Raw genomic sequence first — 22,371 nt, 5'->3', positions numbered from 1 at the left:
CCGCGAGAACCCGATCCGCTACCCGGCGTCGTTAGGATTTCCGCCTGCGCGCATACTGTCCGCGACATGCTGCTTGACACGAATCGCTCGGCAGCCAAGCGTCGTTTTAGAAGCTACGGCCGCAACGAAATCGGCAATGCAGGCCAACGTCGCCCCTGCGAAAGCAGGGGTCCATACGAAACATGCCGAGTAGCGACCCCTGCCTTCGCACGGGCGACGTTGAATCTTGCATTCCAAGTTTCCATGTCCCGATTTCTGTGAGTGCCCCGGCTCCGATTGATGCAGCGGCATTGTCAACATGATTATTCCGGACAGCAGTGCGCCTGCGCAGGAAGGACGGAGTGAATTCCATACTTCACGGTGACAGCGCCAAAAAAAACGGCCCGGACGAGAAACTCGTACCGGGCCGCCTTGCCGCTAACGACTGCGGTTAGTGCTGGTCGGTGCCGTGGCCGTGGCTGTGGCTGTTCGTCTGCACCGGCGCATTGGCGCCTTCCGCGCCTTCGAAGAAGAACGGCTTGCGCTGCTTCGGCGTGGCGCCGACTTCGTTCATCGTCGCCGACTCGTACAGGCGGCCGTTGATCATCACGTGGGTGATGCGGTCGGACTGGCGGATGTCCTTGACGACATCGCCGTCGATGATGGCCAGGTCGGCCAGCTTGCCCACTTCGAGCGAGCCGACATCCTTGTCCAGGCCCAAGTACTGGGCGCCGTTCAGGGTTGCCGAGCGGATCGCCTCCAGCGAAGTCATGCCGCCGCCAACCAGCGACCACATTTCCCAGTGCGCGCCGAGGCCTTCACGCTGGCCGTGGGCGCCGATGTTGACCGGCACGCCGACCCTCTGCAGTTCGGTCGCCGTGCGGGCCACGCGGAACACGTTGAAGTCCTCTTCCGGCGCGGTTTCGCGGCGGATGCTGCGCGGCTCGAGCACCGACTTCGGCACGTATTTCGACAGGATCGGATGCTTCCACACATCGGTACGGGCGTACCAGTAGTGCTCGCCGTCCAGGCCGCCGTAGGACACCACCAGCGTCGGCGTGTAGCCCACCTTGGTTTGCGACCACAGCTGCTTGACGTCGTCGTAGGCTTTCTCGACCGGGATCGAGTGCTCGATGCCGGTGTGGCCGTCGACCACCATCGTCATGTTGTGCTGGAACAGCGAACCGCCCTCGGGCACCACCATCATGCCGGTCTGGCGCGCAGCTTCGAGAATCTGCTGGCGCTGTTCGCGGCGCGGCTGGTTGTAGCTCTTGACACTGATGGCGCCGCCGGCCTTGAGGCGGCGCACGTGCGTCATCGCATCGTCCAGGCTGTTGACCGGCGCGGCAAAGTTGCCCTTGGCGCCGTACAGGATGGTGCCGGTCGAGTAGATGCGCGGGCCGACCAGCTGGCCGGTACGCTGCATTTCGCTGTGCGTGAAGATGGTGCCGGTGTCGTTGGATGGATCGTGCACGGTGGTGACGCCGAACGCGAGGCCGGCGTAGTCGACCCAGCTCTGCTGCGGAACGATGCCGTCTTCGCCCATGGCGCCGTGCCAGTGCGCGTCGACCAGGCCCGGGATCACCGTCTTGCCGGCGGCATCGATGCGGGTGGCGCCAGCAGGCGCTGCCACGTCGGAGGCCTTGCCGATGGCGGCGATGCGGTTGTCCTTGATGACGATGCGGCCGTTGTCGATGACTTCGTCGCCCTTCATCGTGACGATGCGTGCGCCGTCGATCACGACCGTGCCGCGCGGTACCGATGCCTTGGCCGCGAAACCGATCTTGACGCCGGCCTGCTTCATCACCGCTTCCGCACGCAGCTTTTCCTTCTTGGCGTCGGAGTCGCTCGGCGCGAACGCCAGCTTCATGTCGCGCGTGAACAGCTGGTCGCCCAGGGTGAAGTGCAGCGCGCTGCTGTTGCCGTTCCAGTGCAGGTATTCACCGGCGTCGACGTCGAGCTGGCGCACCGGCAGCGATTCGGTCTTCTCGCCGATGGTGACGGCCTTGCCGGCCATTGGCAGCGGCGTGACCCAGGTGTGGAAGCGTTCGCCGTAGGCGAGCCACTGGCCGTCCGGCGACACCGCGAAATTGGTCACGAATTCGCCCTTGGCGACCGCGTGCTCTTCGTACTTGTCGAGACGGATGCGTACCAGCGAGGTCATCGAATCGACTTCGTTCGAGCGCGCCACGCGGGTGACGTAGACGTGGTTGCTGTCGCTGGCGAACTGCGGCGCACGGCCTTCCTCGGTGATCAGCACCGGCTTGGCCTTGCCATCGGCCGGCGCCTTGTACACGCCTGGCTCGAGGCTGTGCCATGGCGTCATCAGGTGGCGGCCCTCGCTCTTGACGTAGACCACGTCCTTGCCGTCAGGCGAAAACGCCGGCTCGATGTATTTGCCCGGCACGTCGCTGACGATGGTTTCCTTGCCGCTGCGCAGGTCGATCGTGCGCACCGAGCCGAGCTTGTCGTCGTTCCAGGTGGTGAAGACGATGCGCTGCCCGTCACGCGAGAACTTGGGGAAGTATTCCAGGTGATCGGACTGCTTGGTCAGGCGCTTTGGCTCGCCGTTCGGCAGGTCGCGCACGTATAGGTGGCCCAGTGCCGAGTAGACGACCTTGTTGCCTTGTGGGGCAACATTGGTCCAGCGCAGCTGGCGCACGTCGAACGATTCCGGCGCGACCGCGTGGCTGAAACGCACCGCTTCGCGGATGTCGCGGGTGTCCTTGACGTGGAAGGCGATTTCCTTGGCCGTCTTGGCGAAAGGATCGAGGCGCCAGATCTTGCCCTTGGCCCAGACCACGATCTCTTTGCTGCCCGGCATCCAGCTGAAGGCCGGATACACGCCGTGGATCGCCCAGGCTTCCTGCATGTCACGCTCGAGTTCGCCCCACACCGGCGTTTCCTTACCAGTGGTCAGGTCTTTCAGGAACAGGGTCGACTGGTTGCGCACGCGGCGCACGAATGCCAGGTATTTGCCGTCAGGCGAAGGCGTCGGACGCACCGCGCCGCCGGCGCCGCTGACGAAGGCTTTGGTCTTTTCGCTCTTCAGGTCGCGGCGGAAAATCTTGTAGATCTCGCCGTTCGAGTTCTTGTTGTATTCAAAGACGTTGCCTGGCGTGGTGTCCTGCGAGTAGTACACATAGCGGCCGTCCGGCGAGAACGCCGGTTCGCCCAGGTCTTTCTGCCAGTTCGGTTTTTCGTTCAGCTGGACACCGCCGCCGCCCTGCACGTGGTACATCCAGATTTCGCCCGAGCCCAGCGAACGGGTGCCCGAGTAATGCTTACGCGCGGCAATGTAATTGCCGTTCGGGTGCCACACTGGGTTGTTCAGCAGGCGGAACTTTTCCTTGCTTACTTCGCGCGCGCCGCTGCCGTCGACATTCATCACCCAGATGTTGTCGCCGCCCGCCGCGTCAGACATGAAGGCCAGCTGCTTGCCGTCCGGCGAGAAGCGCGCTTGCATCTCCCACGCCATCGAATGCGTCAGCGGTTTCGCTTCGCCGCCGCCGATCGGCAGCAGGTACAGGTCGCCCAGGAGATCGAACACGATGTTCTTGCCGTCAGGGCTGACGTCGACACTCATCCAGGTGCCGGTGCGGGTATCGATGTTGACCTTGCCCGCCGCGCCAGGCGGATTGTTGACGTCCCATTTTTTCTTGTCGTCCGCTGGCGCATCGGCCGCGAACGCAACGGATGCGGAGGACGCGAGGAATGCAGCGATGGCCGCTGCGCGCAATGTAAACATAGGGCTCCCTAAACTCGTTTTTATGGCGGCAATACTTGCCGATCCACATTCTACTGCTGTAGAGGAAGGGAATCGAGCGATTGCGGACGATGGCATCAAAAATCGACCGAAGCGGGTCTTTTGGGCGTACGTACAGTGCGTTGCGATGACGGTCAAGCGGATCGCGGCGGCCAAAAGCCATTGAGAAATTGCATAAAAGCTATTTACTCGGTAACATCCGGCGCACTTGATCCTTAGGCTCACACCAATGGCAGTCACCCAGCTGGTCTATCTGTTCGAAAGCGATATCCCGGTTGGCAGCGCCCTATCGTGGCCGATTTTCCTCGCCTCGGGCGACTTGCTGGCGCCGGCGGGCTTCATGGTCGCGGACGAGTTCGTGCAAGACCGGCTCATCATGGCCACGCCGGTGCGCATCGGCACAGCCGACGACCGCGGCCGGCCGTCGATCGAGATGGACTCGGACCAACTCAGCACGATGATGGCCTCGCAGGCGAACGACCCGCTGAAGTATTTCCGGCAAAACGCCGAAACCGTCGTGCTCACTTTCAAGTTGCCCGCCGAGACCGCCACACGCAGCGTCAATGCGGACTTCTACGGCCGCATTGGCATGTCGTCGATCATCGTGTCGGCGCCGGCGCTCGGCCTCGGCGACGACAATAAGTGGAAAAATTTCGAAGGCATGCCCATCACGGTGCAGGTGCTGTTCGGCCGCACCCTGTGCATGTTCAAAACCACGCTGCTGCGCTATGCGGTGGTGCCGAACGGCCATTTATTTTTGCGCTATCCGCAAAAGGTCGTCACCAAGGTATTCCGCCAGGCGCTAAGGGTCACCGCGCGCCTGCCGGCATCGATCACCATCGACAAAGGCTATGTGCTGCCTGCCCTGATTACGAACCTGTCCGATTCTGGCTGCGCGCTGGAAACCGGATTGCTGCTCGGCCAGCCCGGTGCGCCCGTGACCGTGACATTCCAGGCCAGGATCGCCGAAGCAAACCAGACGATCTCGGTGCCATGCGTTATCCGCAGCGTCAAAGGCAAGCCGTCCGAACAGATGCGCTACGGCGTCGAATTCGCCGACACCATCTCAGAGCCGGTGTCGCAGGCGCTGAAGGCGTTCATCTACGAGCAGCTTGCCGAAGCCTGAGGAAGGATTTCCTTACTCGGCAACTGCGCCGCTCAATCCCGGCCCGGCGGACGCCGTATCGCGCACGTTCTTCTGGACCGCCACCGACGCGAACAAGCTCAGCACAAATGACATCGCATAGAAGCCTTTCTCGCTGCTGGCGATCGACGCATTCCACAGGCCCGTGGTGATCAGCACCAGGCACAAGATCAGCGAGAACCAGCACAAGCCGTAGTAGATGCCGGTCACCCTGGCGCCCTCGATTCGGTCGCGCACCGCCTTCTGCACCGAGATCGCGGCAAACAAGCCATACATCAGGATGATGAAGTAGTAGCCTTTCTCATTCAAGGCCATGCTGGCATTCCACAGGAAGGCCAGATACGCGCCCATGCCGGCGACCAGGGCGGCCCAGGATGCGCCTACAAATGCGCTTGAAGGTGGTTGGATCTGAGGTGCAGCCATGTTTAATCTCCTTGATGGAAAAGCGACGAGACCGGATGCGCGCTGTCAGGCCAGGGCGTTACGCTGGTCGGGACAACCGCAAGCAAGACAGAACGGCGCAAATACGCTTTTGCGCCCGTGGCAACTGGTGCAGTCGGTGGCGATGCCCATGCCGCAGTGCGGGCAAAAGCTCAGCTCTTTCATTTTCACGTCGATCGACCGCTCGCATCCCGGGCACACCGACTTCGCCAGCCTCGCCAACGCCTTGTCGTACGACAGCGTGGCGCGGCGTTCGGTATCGGGAAGCGCTTCGGCGGCCTGCTGCCGTTCGCGGAAGCGCTGCAGGTAGCGGATCGCATAACGGCCCGCCACGATGGTGAGCACGATGCCGACACCGTAACGGACATAGCCACCGAAGCTTGGCAGGTAAGGCACCAGCTCGACGAAGAAGGCGAACAGCGCGAACAGGATGAAGCCCCAGGCAAATGGCCAGTATGATCCCTTGCGCTGGCGCGCGAACAGCCATCCGGCCACGCCCAGCAAAGGCAGCGTCAACGCCAGGCGGTACCCAAATACGCGCAGCGCGCGCATTTCGTCGGCATGGTAAGCGGCCTCGATGGCAGGGCGCTCCAGCGCGGACCACTCAGCACTGGCCCTTTCCAGCGCCTGCGAGGCATTCAGCTTCGCTTGCTGCTGCGCCTCGACGGCCCCGAGCGCGGCACGTTCAGCCGCTTTCAGAGCGTCGAGGTCGCGGGTCCGGTCCAGCAGTTGGCCGTCGTGCTCCTTGCCCGCCGTTGCCATCCGTGTCTTGACCCAGTTGTTGAACGTGTCCTCGGCGGTGCTGGAGTTCGCTGCCGCCTTTTGATGGGCCAGCCTGGCCTGATCCAGCGCATCGTCGGCATCGGTATGCGCCTGCTTCGCGGCGCGGTAGGCTGCCAGCACCTTCGGACCGCGAACAGGATCGATGAAATCCGATACCGACGCCGGGTCCTCGGCAAAGTCCAGGTTATCGACCACCTTGCCGCCCAGGCCGATCAGGAAACCCGCGAAGGCCAGCGCGACCAGCCAAAGACACAGGTGCATCCACCGCTCGGTCAGTCTCATTCCTTTGCTCATGGCGCCTCCCAATGAAACAGAAAAGCTGCAGGGTATCTTCGAACACTACAACGGACAAAGCGATGCGGAGGAAGTATTGGTTGGCGCTACCGGCCGTAGCGCCGTCGAAAGATTGCTACTGTAGCCCGGCAAAAACGCACGGCTTTGCGCCAGATTCAGTTGACGCTAAGAAACCATCGAATCCGGGCACGACTTTTCCTCGAATATATGTAAATTTCTACAATTTCCTGTAGTAATATTACAGCCAGCACCACCCATTCATGGCCACCCGGCGCCGCAATAACCAATATTAAGGACAAGGCGTCGTGTGCCGCACTCACTCCAAAGGAGTATCAACATGAAGTCTCTTGGTAGTATTACTTCGCGCCTGACGCAGATTCTGACTGCTGGCGCGACCGGCATCCTGCTTTCCGCTTGCGGCGGCAACAGCGCAGAACCGGCCGCACAGACAACACAGCTTTTCACCCAGTCCGCCACCCGTGGCGCCGTCTCCGCGCCAGCGCCCGGCACCATCCGCATGCACTTTCACCGCGCGCAAGGCGATGAGAGCGACTGGGGCGTGTACTCCTGGTCCGGCCCGGCGAACCCGAGTTCGGCGTGGATCACCGACCGCTTCATGATGACCGGCAGCGATGACTTTGGCGGCTACGTCGACATCCCGCTCAATACCAGCAAGACCGCCATCGACTTCCTCGTCACCGACGGCTACGGCAACAAGAACTGCGGCAACGACCAGCGCACCGACTTGCGTTCGGACATTGCAACCGCGGGCCAGGAAATCTGGCTGCTGGAAGGCGACTGCACGATCTACGCATCCGCTCCCCCGCTCAGCTTCGGCAACCTGGCCAACGCGTCGGCGCACTGGCTCTCGGCCGAGACGCTTGCCTGGCCGGGCGCCCCTGCAACCGGCAGCTACAAGCTGTACTACGCCGCCAACGGCGGCCTCGGTTCATCGACCGAAGGCGTTACCGGCGCCGACAGCGGCATGGACCTCGCCATCAGCGGCGAGCTGTCGGCCGCGCTGAAAGCGCAGTATCCGCACCTGGCCGGCCTCACCGCGCTCAAGCTGTCGCCGGCCGACGCCGCCGGCCTCGCCGCGAAAGCCAGCGGCCAGTTCGCCATCGCACAATTTAGCGCGGCCGGCAAGCTGGTGCAGGTCACCTCGCTGCAGGCCAGCGGCATGCTGGACTCGCTGTTCGCGGCAGCGGCAGCCGATGCAAAACTTGGCGCAACCTTCACGGCATCGGGCGTGCCGACTTTCCGCGTCTGGGCGCCGACCGCCAAATCGGTGTCGCTCAATGTATATGCGGACGCCACCAGCGCAAGCGCAAGCACCGTCGCAATGTCCAAGGACGCCGCCAGCGGCGTGTGGCAGTACACCGCGCCCGACGCGCGCTGGACCAACCGCGCCTACTACACCTACACCGTCAGCGTGCTGTCGCGCTGGGCTGGCAACCAGCTGGTCAGCAATGTCGTCACCGATCCTTACTCGCTCAGCCTGAACGCCAACGGCCAGCGCAGCTTTGTCGCGGATCTCGACAGCCCGCTGCTCAAGCCGGCCGGCTGGGACGACCAGCGCATCCCGCGCCTGGACAGCCCTGCCGATATCGCCTTGTACGAACTGCAGGTGCGCGACTTCAGCGCCAATGACCTGTCAGTCCCAAGCGCGCACCGCGGCAAGTTCATGGCGTTCACCGATACCGGCTCGAACGGCATGCAGCACTTGCGCATGCTGCAGCGCGCGGGCCTGACCCACATCCACCTGCTGCCAACCTTCGACATCGCCAGCGTCAACGAAACCGGCTGCGCCACCCCGGTCATTCCGGCCGCCGGTCCAAACTCCGATGCGCAGCAAGCCGCAGTAGCGGCGACCGAGAACAGCGACTGCTTCAACTGGGGTTACGATCCGGTCCACTACACCGCGCCTGACGGCAGCTACGCCACCAATGCGCAGGACGGCGCGGTGCGCGTGCGCGAGTTCCGCGCGATGGTCAAGTCGCTGCACGAACAAGGCCTGCGCGTGACGATGGACGTCGTCTACAACCACACCAGCGGCTCGCAGCAGGGGCCGACGTCGGTACTCGACCGCATCGTGCCGGCCTACTACTACCGTTTGAACGCCAAGGGCGACATCACCAACGACAGCTGCTGCGCCGACACCGCCGCCGAAAACGCGATGATGGAAAAGCTGATGATCGATTCGGCCGTTACCTGGACCAGCCAGTACAAGGTCGACAGCATCCGCTTCGACATCATGGGCATGCACCCGCTGCCGGTGGTCAAGCGCCTGCAGGCTGCCGTCAACAAGGCTGCCGGCCGCGAGATCTACCTGTATGGCGAAGCCTGGAACTTCGGCAACGTCGCCAACGACGCCCGCTTCGTGCAGGCGCGCCAGTCGAACATGGCCGGCACCGGCATCGGCTCGTTCAACGACCGCCTGCGCGACGCGGTGCGCGGCGGCGGCTGCTGCGACGGCGGACAAGCGCTGATCAACCAGCAAGGCTTCATCAACGGCGTGTTCTACGATCCGAATGCGGCCAGCACCCAGACCAAGGATGACCTGCTGCGCCTGGGCGACCTGGTCAAGGTCGGCTTGTCGGGCACCCTGCGCGACTTCAGCTTTACCGACCGTTTCGGCCAGCTGCGCAAGAACGCGCAGATCGACTATTTCGGCCAGCAAGCCGGCTTCGCGGCCAGCCCCACCGAGACCATCAACTACGTCGAAGCGCACGACAACCAGACCCTGTTCGACCTGAACGCCTACAAGCTGCCGCAGGCGACCAGCCTGGCCGACCGCGTGCGCGTGCAGAACCTTGGCGCGGCCATCAACATGCTCTCGCAAGGCATCCCGTTCTTCCATGCGGGCCAGGAGCTGCTGCGCTCGAAATCGATGGACCGCGACAGCTACAACGCTGGCGACTGGTTCAACCGCCTCGACTTCACCTACCAGGACAATAACTTCGGCGTCGGCTTGCCGATGGCCGGCCCCAACAGCGGCAACTGGGAGCTGATGTCGCCGATCCTGGCGAACCCGATGATCAAGCCGACCCAGGCCGCCATCATCGGCGCGCGCGACTACTTCATCGACATGCTTGAAATCCGCAACGACACGCCGCTGTTCCGCCTTCGCACCGCGCAGGACGTGATGGAGCGCGTCCGCTTCCACAACACCGGGCCGCAGCAGGTCGCCGGCGTAATTGCGATGAGCATTGACGGTCAGCGCTACCCTGGTGCAAAGTACAAAGGTGTGACGGCATTCTTCAACGTCGACAAGGTGGCCAGAGACGTCACCATCGCCGAGATGAAGGGCCGCAAGCTGTCGGTACACAAAACGCACCGCAAGTCGTCCAGCGATGCGCTGGCCAGGACCGCCGGCTTCGATGCGGCCAGCGGCACCTTCCGCATTCCGCCGCGGACCACCGTGGTCTTCGTCGAGAATGGCGGCGGCAACGATTAATGAAATACAGACGTCGCTCCCGCGAACGCGGGAACGACGTGCTTACGTCAACGAGAAAACATCAATGCATATCAAAGCCGGCCTCATTATGGCCATTCTTGCCGCCTCCTGCGCCGCACCGGCAGTGTGGGCGGACGAGCTCATCGCAAGTGCCGCCTCACCCAATAAAATACTCAACGTCGATGTCCGCATCGAGACCGGCGGCAAACTCTCGTATGCGGTCAAGCGGCGCGGCGAAGATGTCATCAGCTGGTCGCGACTGGGCTTCATCCTGACCAACGCGCCCAAGTTCGATGGCGGCTTTTCGCTCGACAAAAAAACCCTGAGCGCGCACGACGACACCTGGGAGCAGCCGTGGGGCGAACGCCAGTTCGTGCGCAACCATTATCAGGAACTGCGACTCGACCTGGTTCAGAAGGATTACAAGAATCGCCGCATTGCGGTAGTGTTTCGCGTCTACGACGACGGCGTCGGTTTCCGCTACGAGTTCCCGAAACAGGAGCAGCTCAAGGACGTCAAGATCAGCGACGAGCTGACCGAGTTCGTCGTCGCCAAGCCGGGCAGCGCGTGGTGGCAGGTCGCCGGCGAAGTGACCGCGCTCGAACACCCGGTCATCAACACCCCGGTGCGCGAAGTGGGCACCGCCAACACGCCGATGACCGTCAAGCTCGATGGCGGCACCCACATCGCCTTCCATGAAGCGGCGCTGGTCGACTACGCGTCGATGTGGCTGCGCCGTGTGGAAGGCCGGAAGTTCCGCGCGCACCTGGCGCCATCGGCCATCGGGCCGGCGGTCGAGCGCCGCGCGCCCTTCACCACGCCGTGGCGCACCATGCAGATCGCCAGCGACGCGGCTGGCCTGTACATGTCCGACCTGATCCTGAACCTGAACGAGCCAAACAAGCTTGGCGACGTTTCCTGGGTCAAGCCATCGAAGTTCGTCGGCGTGTGGTGGGAAATGCACCTCAATAAAAGCACCTGGGGCAGCGGCGCAAAGCACGGCGCCAACAACGCCAACACCCGCCGCTGGATCGACTTCGCGGCCGCCAATGGCTTCCGCGGCGTGCTGGTCGAAGGCTGGAACCTGGGCTGGGACAGCAACTGGGCCGGCGGCGGCGCCGACTTCAGCTTCACTAAATCGACTCCCGATTTCGACCTGCCCGCGCTCAGCGCCTACGCGATTGCCAAGGGCGTGCGCCTGATCGGCCACCACGAGACCGGCGGCAACGTCGCCCACTACGAAAAGCAGATGGATGCCGCCTACAAGCTGTATGCGCGCCACGGCGTCGACAGCATCAAGTCAGGCTATGTGACCGATGCCGGCGCCGCGCTGTTCGCAGGTCCCGGCAAGAGCACCCATTTCGCATTCACCGATTCGCAGGAAGCGTCGCGCCACTTTTTGAAAGCGGTGCAGGAGGCGGCCCGCTATCGCATCGCCATCGACACCCACGAGCCGATCAAGGACACGGGCCTGCGCCGCACCTATCCCAACTGGGTCACCCGTGAAGGGGCGCGCGGCATGGAATGGAACGCCTGGGGCAACCCTATCAACAGCGTCGACCACGAGGCGAACCTGGTCTTCACGCGCATGCTGAGCGGCCCGATGGACTACACGCCGGGCATCCTTAGCCTGGAAGGCGTGGACGGCAAGCCGATCCACTCCACCCAGGCCAAGCAGCTGGCCAACTTTGTCGTGATCTATTCGCCGCTCGTGATGGCGGCGGACCTGATCGAGAACTATGAAAAGCACCCGGTGCCCTTCAAGTTCATCAAGGATGTGCCGACCGACTGGGCCGACACCCGCGTGATCCACGGCGCGGTGGGCGAATACGCCACCATCGCCCGCAAGGACCGCCGCTCGGACGACTGGTACGTGGGTTCGGTGACCGACGGCGAAGCGCGCACCCTCGCGCTGCCGCTCGGCTTCCTCGACCCCGGCAAGCGCTATGTCGCCGAGATCTACCGCGACGGCGACCAGGCCGACTACCGCACCGCGCGCCGCTTCGACCTGGTGGCCGAACAGCGCACGGTGGCGTCGAAGGATGTCCTGCAGCTCAAGCTGGCGCCGGGCGGCGGGCAGGCGATTCGGTTCAGTCCTGTGCGCTGACGGCATGGCCGGCGGCGTTGGCGCACTGGCAGTCCAGCAACGCTCAGAAGTTGTGCCGCACGCCGAGATTGAAGGCGCGGTCGCCGGTGCCCGACTCCGAGTTGTTGGCGACGGTATAGCCGGCGCCGTTCTCGTTGTCGATGCTGCCGTACACCGCATACAGGTTGGTACGCTTGGACAGCGGATGCAGGTAGCCCACGCCCCATGACCTGGCGTCCTGGTTGAAGCTGGTCTTGTCATCCTTGCGCATGACCGAGGCCAGCAAGGTGCCGGCGCCGACCGGGGCCGACAGGCCCAGCAGCATCTCGTTGCCGTCGGTCGACGCGGTCGGCGGCACGCCGCCGAACGGGTTGCTATTGTTGCCCAGCGGCGCGCTGTTGAAGCCTTCGTCCTTGCTGTACGCGAAGTAGGCCTTGACCACCTTGAAGTCGTAGTTTGCCGCCAACAGCAGATTGCGGCCGACGCTGCGGTTGACCGGGGTGACGCCCGGCGCCGCGGCAACGTCCGAGTTTTTGTGGTTGTAGGCGAGCCGCACATTGAGCGGCCCGCTGGCATAGCCGACCGACGCGCCGGCCTGCTCGCCGGCCGAGCTGTCGCCGCCCTGCTCGCCTGCGCTGTAGGCAATGTCAGCCGTAAAGCCCGCCGTCGCCGGGGCCGCGTACATGACCGTGTTACTGGCGCGGACGTTTGAACCGAAGTCAGGGAACAGGTTCTTGGCGCCGCCGGCGTAACCGGTCGAAAACGGGTCCCCGACCTGTGTGAGGGCCTGGTGCCATGGCGTGTACTGGCGCCCGACCGTCAGCGTGCCAGCCCTGGTCTTCAGGCCAACGAAGGCTTGCCGGTTGAAGATGGTGCCGCTGGAATCGACTTCGCCGGTATCGAGCCGGAACCCGGTCTCGAGCGTAAACAGCGCGGACATGCCGCCTCCCAGGTCTTCGGTTCCGCGGAAGCCGATGCGCGACGCGGCAGCGGCGCCGCTGGTGATCTTGTTCGACGTGCCTGCCGCACCGCCGCTCTCGCGCACATACGCCGCGTCGACGGTGCCGTAGATGGTGACCGCGCTTTGGGCAAACGCGCTGCCGGAACCGCATGCCAGGAGGGCGGCTGCAATCATGGTTTTTTTCATGTCTTTTCCTTGTTATATCGGCGTGCACCCGTGTTGAATGCGATCGCGCTGACCTGTCCATACAAGCTCCGACCGCCGCCCTTCAAACAAGTTCAGCGATCGCGTGTGGGTCAGGTTCGGGTCAGGTGACGACAAGGGTCCGGAAATCCATGATTAACGTCAGCGTAACAATCGCCCATCCGCCGGAGGACCTGCCAACGGCACCCGCACCGTGAAGATAATGGCTGGCGCGACATACTCGTAGGCCAGGCTGCCGCCGTGCCCGACCACGATCTGGCGCGCGATATACAGGCCAAGCCCGACGCCGTTGCGGTTGCGCGGATTGTTGCGCGAGGTGTGCTTGAAGGGATCGAACAGCTTGTCGGCCACCTTCGCCTCGATCGGCGCGCCGATATTGCGCACTTCGATGACGGCGTCGCCGGCGGCCGCGTACAGGCGCACCCCGATTTCCTGGCCCAGCTCGCCGTGGTGGCGCGCGTTGCTGAGCAGGTTGGCCAGCACCTGGACGATGCGGTCGGCGTCGACCACCGCCGTTACCGGCGCGGCAATGTCGAGCTGGAAGGACGCGCCAGGATGGGCCGCGCCGTGTTCCTCGACCAGTTCGGTGACGATCGCGCCCAGTTCGGTGGGCACGGGCGCCATGCCCAGTCCGATGCCGCCGTTGATGCGGCTCATGTCCAGCACATGGCCGATCAGGCGCTGCATGCGGTTCGATGACGACTGGATGCGCCGCCCGATGGCATGCGAGCTCGAGCCGCGTTCGATCAGCGCGCCAGCCATGTTGATGACGTTGAGCGGGTCGCGCAGGTCATGCCCGAGCATCGCCATCAGCTCGCCGCGGGCACGCTCGATGTCGGCGTTGCGCGCCGCCACCGAGCTGGTGATCCGCGCCAGCAGCTGGGTGGCGATGGCCAGCGCGGTCGGGTCCCACGGCTCGGCCTTGCCGCGCACCGTTTCGCGCCATTCGTCGAACGAGCCGCGCGGCGTCAGGCGCGGCCCCAGCGGGCCATGGGCGATCACCTTGTCCGGCTTGCCGGCCCAGCGCACCACTTCGAGCTGCTCGAGGCGCATCGCCACCACCATGCCTTGCGCAGGCGGATCGAACTTCATGGCCAGCATGCCAACCCAGTTGCCCAGCCTTGCGCGGATCGGCTCGGGCCAGTCGGCCAGCTCGCTGTACTGGAACAGCAGGTCGCCGCCGTCGGCTAGTGTGTGGACGATCTCGGCGGCCAAGCCCTGGTCGAGCGCGCCGTGGACGATCAGCTCGCCCATTTGCGACACGATCAGCGCGTCCGCGCCGAGCACCTGGCACACGCTGGCGGTATAGGCATCGAGCGTGGCGACGACGCTGTCTTCCTGGCTGATCGATTCAAGGATGCGCGAACCGAGTTCGGCGGCGTTTTCGATGCGCGCGGCCTGGCTGCGCGCCTCGAGGCTCTGCACATTCGACGCCACCACCTGCGCCAGCACGTCGGCGGCCATGCGGATCGAATACGGCACCTGCAGCGGCGCCATGTGGTGGCACGCCAGCATCCCCCACAGCCGCCCATTGATCACGATCGACACGCTCATCGACGCTTGCACGCCCATGTTGCGCAGGTATTCAACATGGATCGGCGACACGCTGCGCAGTACGCTGTAGCTCAGGTCGAGCGGGGCGTCGCCGTCGCGGCCGTGCAGCGCCACCGGCTGGTAGGCAACGTCCGAAATGATGCGCAGCGTGTTGATCAGATACAGCCGGCGCGCCTGGGCCGGAATATCGCTGGCCGGGTAGCGCCGGTCGAGGTAGGGTTCGATGTTGTCGGCGCGCGCTTCGGCGACCACGTCGCCGCTGTCGTCGTGGCGGAAACGGTAGGCCATCACACGGTCGAATCCGGTCAGCTGGCGCACCTGCTGCACCGCCATGTTCAGCAGCGCCTCGGTCGACTGCTGGCGCTTCAGCCGGTCGATCGCGGCGTGCGCCTTCATGGCGAATGAGGCGACCGCGTCCGAAGGCAGCGCGCGCCGCTCGAATTCCACCAGCAGGCGGCCCTGGTGGGCGTGCGCGACGCAGTCGAATGCTGCCTCGCCGATGACGATTTCGCATGCCGCGGGCGGCGCGGCGCCCGCCTGCATGTCGGATTGCACCAGTTCGATCAGTTCCAGCGCTTCCGGCAGCAAGCCGAGCGCGCGGTACGAGGTACCCAAGGCTGGGGTGCAGCCAAGCATGCTGGCGGCGTTGGCGCTCCAGGCGATCAGGCAGAGGCCGGCGTCAAACGCCAGCAACGCGCCATGCGGCTGGATCGAGCCGGGAAGATGGATCGGCTCATCGGCACAATTGGAAAGGGTAAATTCCTCGGAAGCTGGCGCCATGCGTTGTCAAGGTAAGCAAAAGGCCGGGACGTGCAGCGGCGTTTGACCGCGACGTGAAAACCGGACAGGAGCAGGAATTATATCCGAAGCATTTCGCGCCACCGCTCTCGGCAGGCGCGTGCTGTGGCCTGGGAGACGCACGCAGCCGCAACATGTCAATAAAGCATTTCTCTAAAACATTTTTTGTGCGAGCATGGGCCTTTTGGGGCAGCCTGAGCAAACCCGCTGACGCCTCGCCTCTTCGGAGCATCAATGTTCGACCTTGACCTTGTCTTCGGCACACCGGACACGAGCTTGCTGTATGCAGGACAATTCGACCCGTTGCTGGTGATGCTCTCGGTCGCCATCGCCGTTTTCGCGGCCTATGCGGCGCTGCTGGCGGGCACGCAGCCTGGCGTCGATACCAGCATGCCCCGGCGGGCGATCTGGCTGTTTGCAGGGGGCCTCTGCCTTGGCCTTGGCACCTGGGGCATGCATTTCGTCGGCATGCTGGCGTTCGCACTGCCAACGCCCACCTTCTACCATGGCGGCCTGACGCTGCTCTCGAGCATTCCCGGCGTGCTCGCCAGCACCCTGGCCTGGCACGTGATCAGGCGGGGACCGCCGAGCCCGCGCCGCCTGTGTGGCGCAGGTGTGCTGCTTGGCGCAGGTATCGCCGCCATGCACCATACCGGCATGGCGGCGATGGAATTTGGCGGCGTGATCCGCTACGACCTGCGCTTGTTCCTGCTGTCGATCGTGCTCGCCGTCGGCCTGTCAACGCTGGCGCTGTGGCTCAGGTTCCACCTGGTGCGCCCACAGGCGCGCTGGCGCCGCGGCGCCAGGGCGTTGAGCGCGCTGGTCCTCGGGCTGGCCGTCGCGGGCATGCATTACGCCGCGATGGCGGCGTCCCACTTTGTGCGCGGCAAGGACAACCCGGGCAGCGCCCTGATGGTCAGCCCGGGTGAGCTGGCAGCGGCCGTACTGGTGTGTACCAGTCTGCTGCTCGTGGTCGCCATCGTCGCGACCTACCTCGACAAGCGCCGCCTGTTTTCGCTGCAGCGCTCCTCCTTGCCGATCGGCCTGCTGGTCGCCGCTTGGACCGCCGCGGCCTGGTTTGGCGCCGGCTACCTGCAACTGCGCATCGAGGACGCAGACTACCAGCGCGAGCGGCAACTGGCGCTCGAACAGGCGGCCACGACCGCCAGCTTCCTCGAACAGACCACCATCTACCTCAACGGCCTGTCGCTGATGCTGGCGCGCGACGCCGACATGACCCGGGTGGCGCAGGTCCATCCGCCAATCCGGCCTGACGAGCGCGCAGTCACGCAGGCCAGGTGGCAGAACGACCCGGCGTTGCAGCGCTTGAACGCATCGCTGGCGCGGGCGGCCGCATCCCTGCATGTGGACAGCATGTTCGTCCTGAATGCCGCTGGCGACGGCATCGTCACCAGCGACCTGGCCAATGCGGCCATCCACGTCGGCAACAATTTCGCCAACCGCGACTATTACAAGCTGGCCATCGCCACGGGCCAGGGCCAGCAGTTCGGCAAGAGCCTCGATGGCACCGGCGCCCTGTTCTTCGCGCGCTCGATCGTGGTTGACGGCCGCACGATTGGCATCGCCATTATCAAGCTCAACATGGCCCGGCTGGCATCGGCGGTGGCGCCGGGCCAGTCATGGATCGCCGACGCAGCCGGCGTCGTCATCCACGCCACGGCCCCGGGCATGCTGCTGGCCGCGATGCCTGATGCGCCGTTAGCGGCGATGAGCCAGGAGCAGCGGCTCCAGCGCTACGGCCGCGCCAGTTTCGACACGCTCCGGCTGGCGCAATGGCAGACCCAGGCGGTGAATGACGTCGTTACCATCGGCGCCCAGGACATGCCGCAGGTCCTGGCCAAAGTGGGCGTACCCGGCAAGCTGAAACTGGTCGTGTACACGCCGCGTCCGCTGCCCGCGCTGCTGCACCATGGGGCGCGGCGCTTCTGGCTGTTCCTGGTGATCGAATTTGCCGGCGGCGTCGTCATCGCCGCGGCCACGGCGACCTTGCTGTACCTGCGCCAGAAACGCAAGGCCGATGCCGACCTGCGGGTCGCCGCCACCGCCTTCGAATCGCACGAAGGCATGGCGATCACGGATGCGGCGAACATGGTGCTGCAGGTGAACCAGGCGTATCTTGCGATCACCGGGTTTTCGGAAAGCGATTTGCTCGGCCGCCCCTTGTCCGTGTGCGACCCTGACAGCCACGACGAGGCGTTCATGCGATCCCTGTGGATAGCCGTGGCAACCGATGGCGCGTGGCAAGGCGAAGTCTGGCAGCGCCGCAAGGACGGCACGCTCTTCCCGAGCGGCATGGTGATCACGGCGGTGCGCGACGCCGCCGGCCAGATCACCCAGCACGTCTGCGCGATGACCGACATCACCGAACGCAAGGCATCGGAACAGGAAATCCGCAACCTCGCGCTGTATGATTTCCTCACCCAGCTGCCGAACCGGCGCTGCCTGATGGAGCGGCTTGCGCACGCGCTGGCGGCCAGCGAGCGCGCCGGCCAGTGCGGCGCGCTGCTGTTCATCGACCTCGACAACTTCAAGGACCTGAACGACACCCTCGGGCACAATGTTGGCGACCTGCTCCTGCAGCAGGTCGCGCGCCGCCTGGTGGCCTGCGTGCGCGAAAACGACACTGTGGCGCGGCTGGGCGGCGACGAATTCGTCATCATGCTGGAAAACCTGGCCGACGACCCGCGACTGGCCGCGGAACAGGCGCGCGAGATCGGCGAGAAGCTGCTGGCGCGCCAGGGAGAACCCTACATTTTCGGGGCATACCAGCACAGCTGCACTTCCAGCATCGGCATCAGCGTGTTCCGCGGCAAGCAGGCCAGTGTCGAAGACCTGCTCAAGCAGACCGACCTGGCGATGTACCAGGCCAAAGCCAACGGCCGCAATACCATGTGCTTCTTCGACCCGGCCATGCAGGCGGTGGTCAGCGCCCGGGCCGCGCTAGATGGCGACCTGCGCCTCGCCCTGGCGCAGCGCCACTTCGAATTGCACTACCAGCCGCAGGTCGATGCCGAGGGCCGCATCACCGGCGCCGAAGCGTTGCTGCGCTGGCAGCATCCACAGCGCGGCATGGTGGCGCCGGCCGAGTTCATCGGCGCGGCCGAATCGTCCGGTCTGATCGTGCCGCTCGGGGCGTGGGTGCTGGAACAAGCCTGCGCGCGCCTGGTGGCATGGCAGCAGCAGCCGCGCCTGGCCCAGCTGAGCCTCTCGGTCAACGTCAGCCCGCGCCAGTTCCACCAACCCGATTTCGTCGAGCAGGCGATGGCCGCGCTGGCGCGCAGCGGCGCCGATCCACGGCGCCTGAAGCTGGAACTCACCGAAAGCCTGCTGCTCGATGACGTCGAGGCCTCGATCGAAAAAATGAGCAGGCTCAACGCCGCCGGCGTGGGCATCTCGCTGGACGACTTCGGCACCGGCTATTCCTCGTTGACCTACCTGAAGCGGCTGCCGATCTACCAGCTCAAGATCGACCGCTCGTTCGTGCGCGATATTGTGACCAGCCCCGCCGATGCAGCAATTACCCGCACGATCCTGACGCTGGCCGACAGCATGGGCCTGTCGGCGATGGCGGAAGGGGTGGAAACGGAAGAACAGCGGCATTTCCTGAACCGCCAGGGATGCCGTGCCTACCAGGGCTATCTGTTCGGCAAGCCAGTGACGGCGCAGCAGTTTGAACAACAGCTGCTTGACGTCGCCTCAATGGCGGCATGTCCAAGCTGACCCGGCGCAGCACCGGGTTGGCGGCGTCCCTGCTCCATTCGCACCAGCCGCCGTCGTAGACGGCGATGCGCTCCCAGCCCATCAACCAGGCATAGAAGAATGCCAGCGACGCGCGCCAGCCGGTGCCGCAGTAAAACGCGGTGTCGCGGCCGGCGTGGATGTCGTTGGTTTCCCACATCCGGCGAATCTGCGCGGCGGGCAGCATGCGCCCATTGCTGTCGTGGTAAGCGGCCATGCTGTTGACATCGTCGCCGTCGCCGGCGCGACCCCAGCGCGCGCCGGCGATATCGCCGCGCGCTGCGATGTAGTGGTAGCCCGACGTCCTTCCGCTAAATTCGTTCCAGGTGCGGATGCTGGCCAGCGTGCCGTCGTGCGAGGCCAGCAGGCTGCGCGCCTGCGTCATGCCGATCAGGTAATCCGGGCGCCCCGGGAAGGCGGCGCCGAAGCTGGCGGCTGCACCATGCTTGCGCTGCACACCTTGCCCGACCGCCAGGCCGGCGCTGTTCCATGCGCTGAAACCGCCGTCCAGCAGGCGCACGTCTTCCACGCCTGCGTACAGTAGCAGGTGCGCGGCGCGGGCGGCGGCCAGGTTGTTGCGGCCATATAACACCACCGTGACGTCGTGGCGGATGCCAAGGCCGAGCAGCAGCTGTTCCAGTTCCGCGTCCGCCACCTTGTTCCACAGCGGACCACCTTCAAGCCGGCTGGTATCGATGTACCCGGCGCCAGGAACATGGCTGTGGGCGAATGCCTCGGCGCCGCCGAAGCCGACTTCAAACAGCAGCCAGCCATTGGCCGGTGCCGCAATGACGGGCGCGCCCGCGACCAGCGCGGCTAACCACGCAGGCGTGACCAGCTGGCGCCAGCGCGGCAGGTCGCGGCGAAAGCCGAAGCCGGCGCTGGCGGCAAGGCCGTTCAACTGGACGGCGGCCGTGGCCCGCTGCCGCCGCCGCCCGGACCTGGCCGGCCAGGCCCGCCCGGTCCACCCGGCCCACGCGCTGCGGCGCCGCTGAACGATCCGAACCGGTACGACAGGCCGGCAAACACCGTGCGACCGCCGAAGCGCCGGATGCTCTGCTCGCGCAGGCGGTCGGTCTCGGTGACGGTTTCCATTTTCTGCGAGTCGAACACGTCATTGACGTTGAGCACGAAGCTCAGTGCCTGCGTCACCTTGCGGCGGTAGTTCAGGTCGGCGGTGCGGGTCGGCTTGCGGTAGCCCTCGCCGAACAGCTGCTTGCCGGTCGCGTTCAAGGACATGCCGAACTGGTTGTTGGCATCCATCTGGTAGCCGATGCGCCCGCGCCCGGTGACCGACACCGCGCTGCGGCGGTCGTCGCCGGGTAGCTCGCGTCCAAGGACCGACTGGTCGCTGTAGCCGATGTTGCCGCTGGCGTTGAGGGTCAGCTTTTCGGTCGCCCTGCCGCCGAAGGTGAACTCGACACCGGCCGAGCGGCTGTCGCCGGCATTGTCGCGGGTGGTGAGGAGCACGTCGTTGGCCTGCAGGATGCGGCGTTCCGAAATCAGGTCCGCATCGCGGCGTGCGTACAGGCGCACGGTCGTCTGCACCTTGCCCAGCTTGGTTTCCACACCCAGTTCAAGCGAATCGGTGCCGCTCGGCTTCAGGTTCGGGTTGCCCGACGAGATGTTCAACTCGTCGCGGTAAATCACGAACGGGTTCAGTTCGCCCGCGTTGGGACGGCGGATGCGGTGCGCGTAGCTCAGCCGCAGCGTGGTGTCGTCCGACAGTCCGTAGGTCACGAACGCGCTGGGGATCAGGTCGGTGGAGCTGTTGCTGGCGCGGATGCTGGTCGTCACCTGGTGCATGTCCAGCTCGTTGTATTCGGCGCGCAGCCCGCCCAGCACGCTCCACTGGCTGTCGATGCGGTACTGGTACGAGCCGTACACCGCGGCGGTGCTGTCGTCCAGCTCGAAGCGGTTGGTGCGAGCGCGGTTCACCGACTCGGCCAGCGTGCCGCTGTCGATATCGAAGAAGCGGGTGTCGAGGCTATTGCTGGTGCGCGCCAGCTTGAAGCCCAGCTTGACGAGGCCGGTACCAAGTGGACGCTCGTAGTCGCCGGTGAGGTCGGCAACCCGGGTATCGCTACCGTTACCCAGCCGCGTCATGCTATCGAGCGCGCCGGATGGACGCACCGTGTACAGGGTGCCGTAGCGGGTGTCGTTGCCGGAATCGCTGCTCGAGACGCGCAAGTCGAGCTTGAACAGTTCGCCCGGCCGCTCGCCCTTGTGATCGAGGCGGCCGCCCAGGCTGACATTCTTGTTGGCGCCCATGCCCTGGTTGGAGCGCAGGTAGTCGTTGGTCACGCTGCCGGTTGCGCCCGTGCCGACGTAGCGGTCGCGCGACGCCGATTCCCTGTTGAACTCGTTGTAGCTGGCGGTCATGCCCACCACATCGCGCTCGCCCAGGTTGTAGCTGATCGAGCCATTAAAGCCGGTGGAGTCGTTCTCGTTGCCGCCCAGCGACGACTGGGTGCTGCGCGCCGCTTCCCCCGTGACCGGGTCGATACGCTCGCGCACGGTCTCGCCGCTGGTGCCGCGGGTGTCGTAGCGGCGCGAGAGGCTGCCTTGCATGCTCATGCGTCCGGTCGTGTAGTTGCCGAAGACCGCCGTGTTGTAGCGGCCGTTTGTCCCGAGGTTGGCGTTGACGCTGGCGAAGCCGCCTGGCGTGCGGTCGCGCCGCATGACCAGGTTGATGATCGGACCGCCGCCGCCCTCGTTGCCGAACTGCGCACCCGGATTGTTGATCACCTCTACCGATTCCAGGTCGGCGGCCGGCAAGCCGCTCAGCGCGGCGCCCCGGTTCTCGCCCTGCATCATGGCCGATGGCTTGCCGTCGACCAGGATCTGCACGTTGCCCTTGCCGCGCAGGGTAACGGCGCCATCGCCGTCCACCGCCAGCGACGGCACCTTGTTGAGGGTGTCGGCCACCGAGTCGTTCGAGGTGGCCGGATCGGCCTTGACGTCATACACCTGGCGGTCGATGCGGTTGGACTGTTTGACGGCGGTGACGGTGACGGTTTCGACTGGCGCGCCTGGCTTCGGCGCGGGCGCCGGCTGCGCGGTGGGCGTCGCGACGGGCTCCTGGGCCTGGGCCGGCACGGCGAAAACAAGCGCGCCGGCCAGGAATGGCATCAGCTGGGTGGGG

10 protein-coding genes and 1 pseudogene are annotated in these 22,371 nt (G+C 65.0%); 4 read left to right on the top strand and 7 right to left on the bottom strand.

Going from position 1 to position 22,371, the window contains the following annotated elements:
• Positions 1-430 precede the first annotated feature (430 nt).
• The gene (locus tag I4X03_RS09015) at positions 431-3,727 is read right to left on the bottom strand and encodes an amidohydrolase family protein (RefSeq protein ID WP_223467879.1); all 3,297 of its coding nucleotides are present in this window, start codon (positions 3,725-3,727) and stop codon (positions 431-433) included.
• 247 nt (positions 3,728-3,974) lie between these two features.
• On the opposite strand from I4X03_RS09015, the gene I4X03_RS09010 reads away from it, so the two are divergent.
• Entirely contained in the window at positions 3,975-4,871 is an 897-nt protein-coding gene (locus tag I4X03_RS09010) for a PilZ domain-containing protein (protein WP_223467878.1), read from the top strand.
• Between the two features lie 12 nt (positions 4,872-4,883).
• On the opposite strand, the gene yiaA is transcribed toward I4X03_RS09010, so the two are convergent.
• Positions 4,884-5,312, bottom strand: a complete 429-nt coding sequence (yiaA, locus tag I4X03_RS09005; protein WP_223467877.1) for an inner membrane protein YiaA — start codon at positions 5,310-5,312, stop codon at positions 4,884-4,886.
• Between the two features lie 45 nt (positions 5,313-5,357).
• Positions 5,358-6,407, bottom strand: coding sequence for a zinc ribbon domain-containing protein (locus tag I4X03_RS09000; protein ID WP_223467876.1), 1,050 nt, complete (start codon positions 6,405-6,407; stop codon positions 5,358-5,360).
• A 337-nt stretch (positions 6,408-6,744) separates the two neighbouring features.
• Here I4X03_RS09000 and I4X03_RS08995 point away from each other — a divergent pair, with 337 nt between their 5' ends.
• Together I4X03_RS08995 and I4X03_RS08990 are read left to right on the top strand one after the other, a co-directional pair.
• Positions 6,745-9,864 (top strand): alpha-1,6-glucosidase domain-containing protein, encoded by a 3,120-nt coding sequence (locus I4X03_RS08995; protein ID WP_223467875.1) that lies wholly within the window; start codon positions 6,745-6,747, stop codon positions 9,862-9,864.
• A gap of 64 nt (positions 9,865-9,928) precedes the next feature.
• Complete coding sequence (locus I4X03_RS08990) at positions 9,929-11,971, top strand: glycoside hydrolase family 97 protein (RefSeq protein WP_223467874.1); 2,043 nt, start codon at positions 9,929-9,931, stop codon at positions 11,969-11,971.
• Between the two features lie 43 nt (positions 11,972-12,014).
• Here I4X03_RS08990 and I4X03_RS08985 read toward each other — a convergent pair whose 3' ends face one another.
• Together I4X03_RS08985 and I4X03_RS08980 are read right to left on the bottom strand one after the other, a co-directional pair.
• Positions 12,015-13,097, bottom strand: a complete 1,083-nt coding sequence (locus tag I4X03_RS08985) for a porin (protein ID WP_223467873.1) — start codon at positions 13,095-13,097, stop codon at positions 12,015-12,017.
• 159 nt (positions 13,098-13,256) lie between these two features.
• A complete protein-coding gene (locus tag I4X03_RS08980; protein WP_223467872.1) occupies positions 13,257-15,449 on the bottom strand; it encodes a GAF domain-containing protein in 2,193 nt (730 codons plus the stop codon).
• A 252-nt stretch (positions 15,450-15,701) separates the two neighbouring features.
• Between I4X03_RS08980 and I4X03_RS23195 the strand changes: the two genes are divergently transcribed.
• Positions 15,702-19,208 (top strand): bifunctional diguanylate cyclase/phosphodiesterase, encoded by a 3,507-nt coding sequence (locus I4X03_RS23195; protein ID WP_307735351.1) that lies wholly within the window; start codon positions 15,702-15,704, stop codon positions 19,206-19,208.
• 40 nt (positions 19,209-19,248) lie between these two features.
• On the opposite strand, the pseudogene I4X03_RS08960 reads toward I4X03_RS23195, so the two are convergent.
• Positions 19,249-20,127: pseudogene (locus tag I4X03_RS08960) on the bottom strand (sulfurtransferase); the annotation flags it as partial.
• A complete protein-coding gene (locus tag I4X03_RS08955; protein ID WP_223467871.1) occupies positions 20,124-22,358 on the bottom strand; it encodes a TonB-dependent receptor domain-containing protein in 2,235 nt (744 codons plus the stop codon). The pseudogene I4X03_RS08960 and the gene I4X03_RS08955, both read right to left, overlap by 4 nt.
• Between the last annotated feature and the right edge of the window lie 13 nt (positions 22,359-22,371).

The sequence above is a fragment of the Massilia soli genome (genome assembly GCF_016809835.1).
Taxonomy (GTDB): domain Bacteria; phylum Pseudomonadota; class Gammaproteobacteria; order Burkholderiales; family Burkholderiaceae_D; genus Telluria_A; species Telluria_A soli.
The sequence above is the reverse complement of the archived record's forward strand: the minus strand, read 5'-3'. Positions and strand labels throughout refer to the sequence as shown.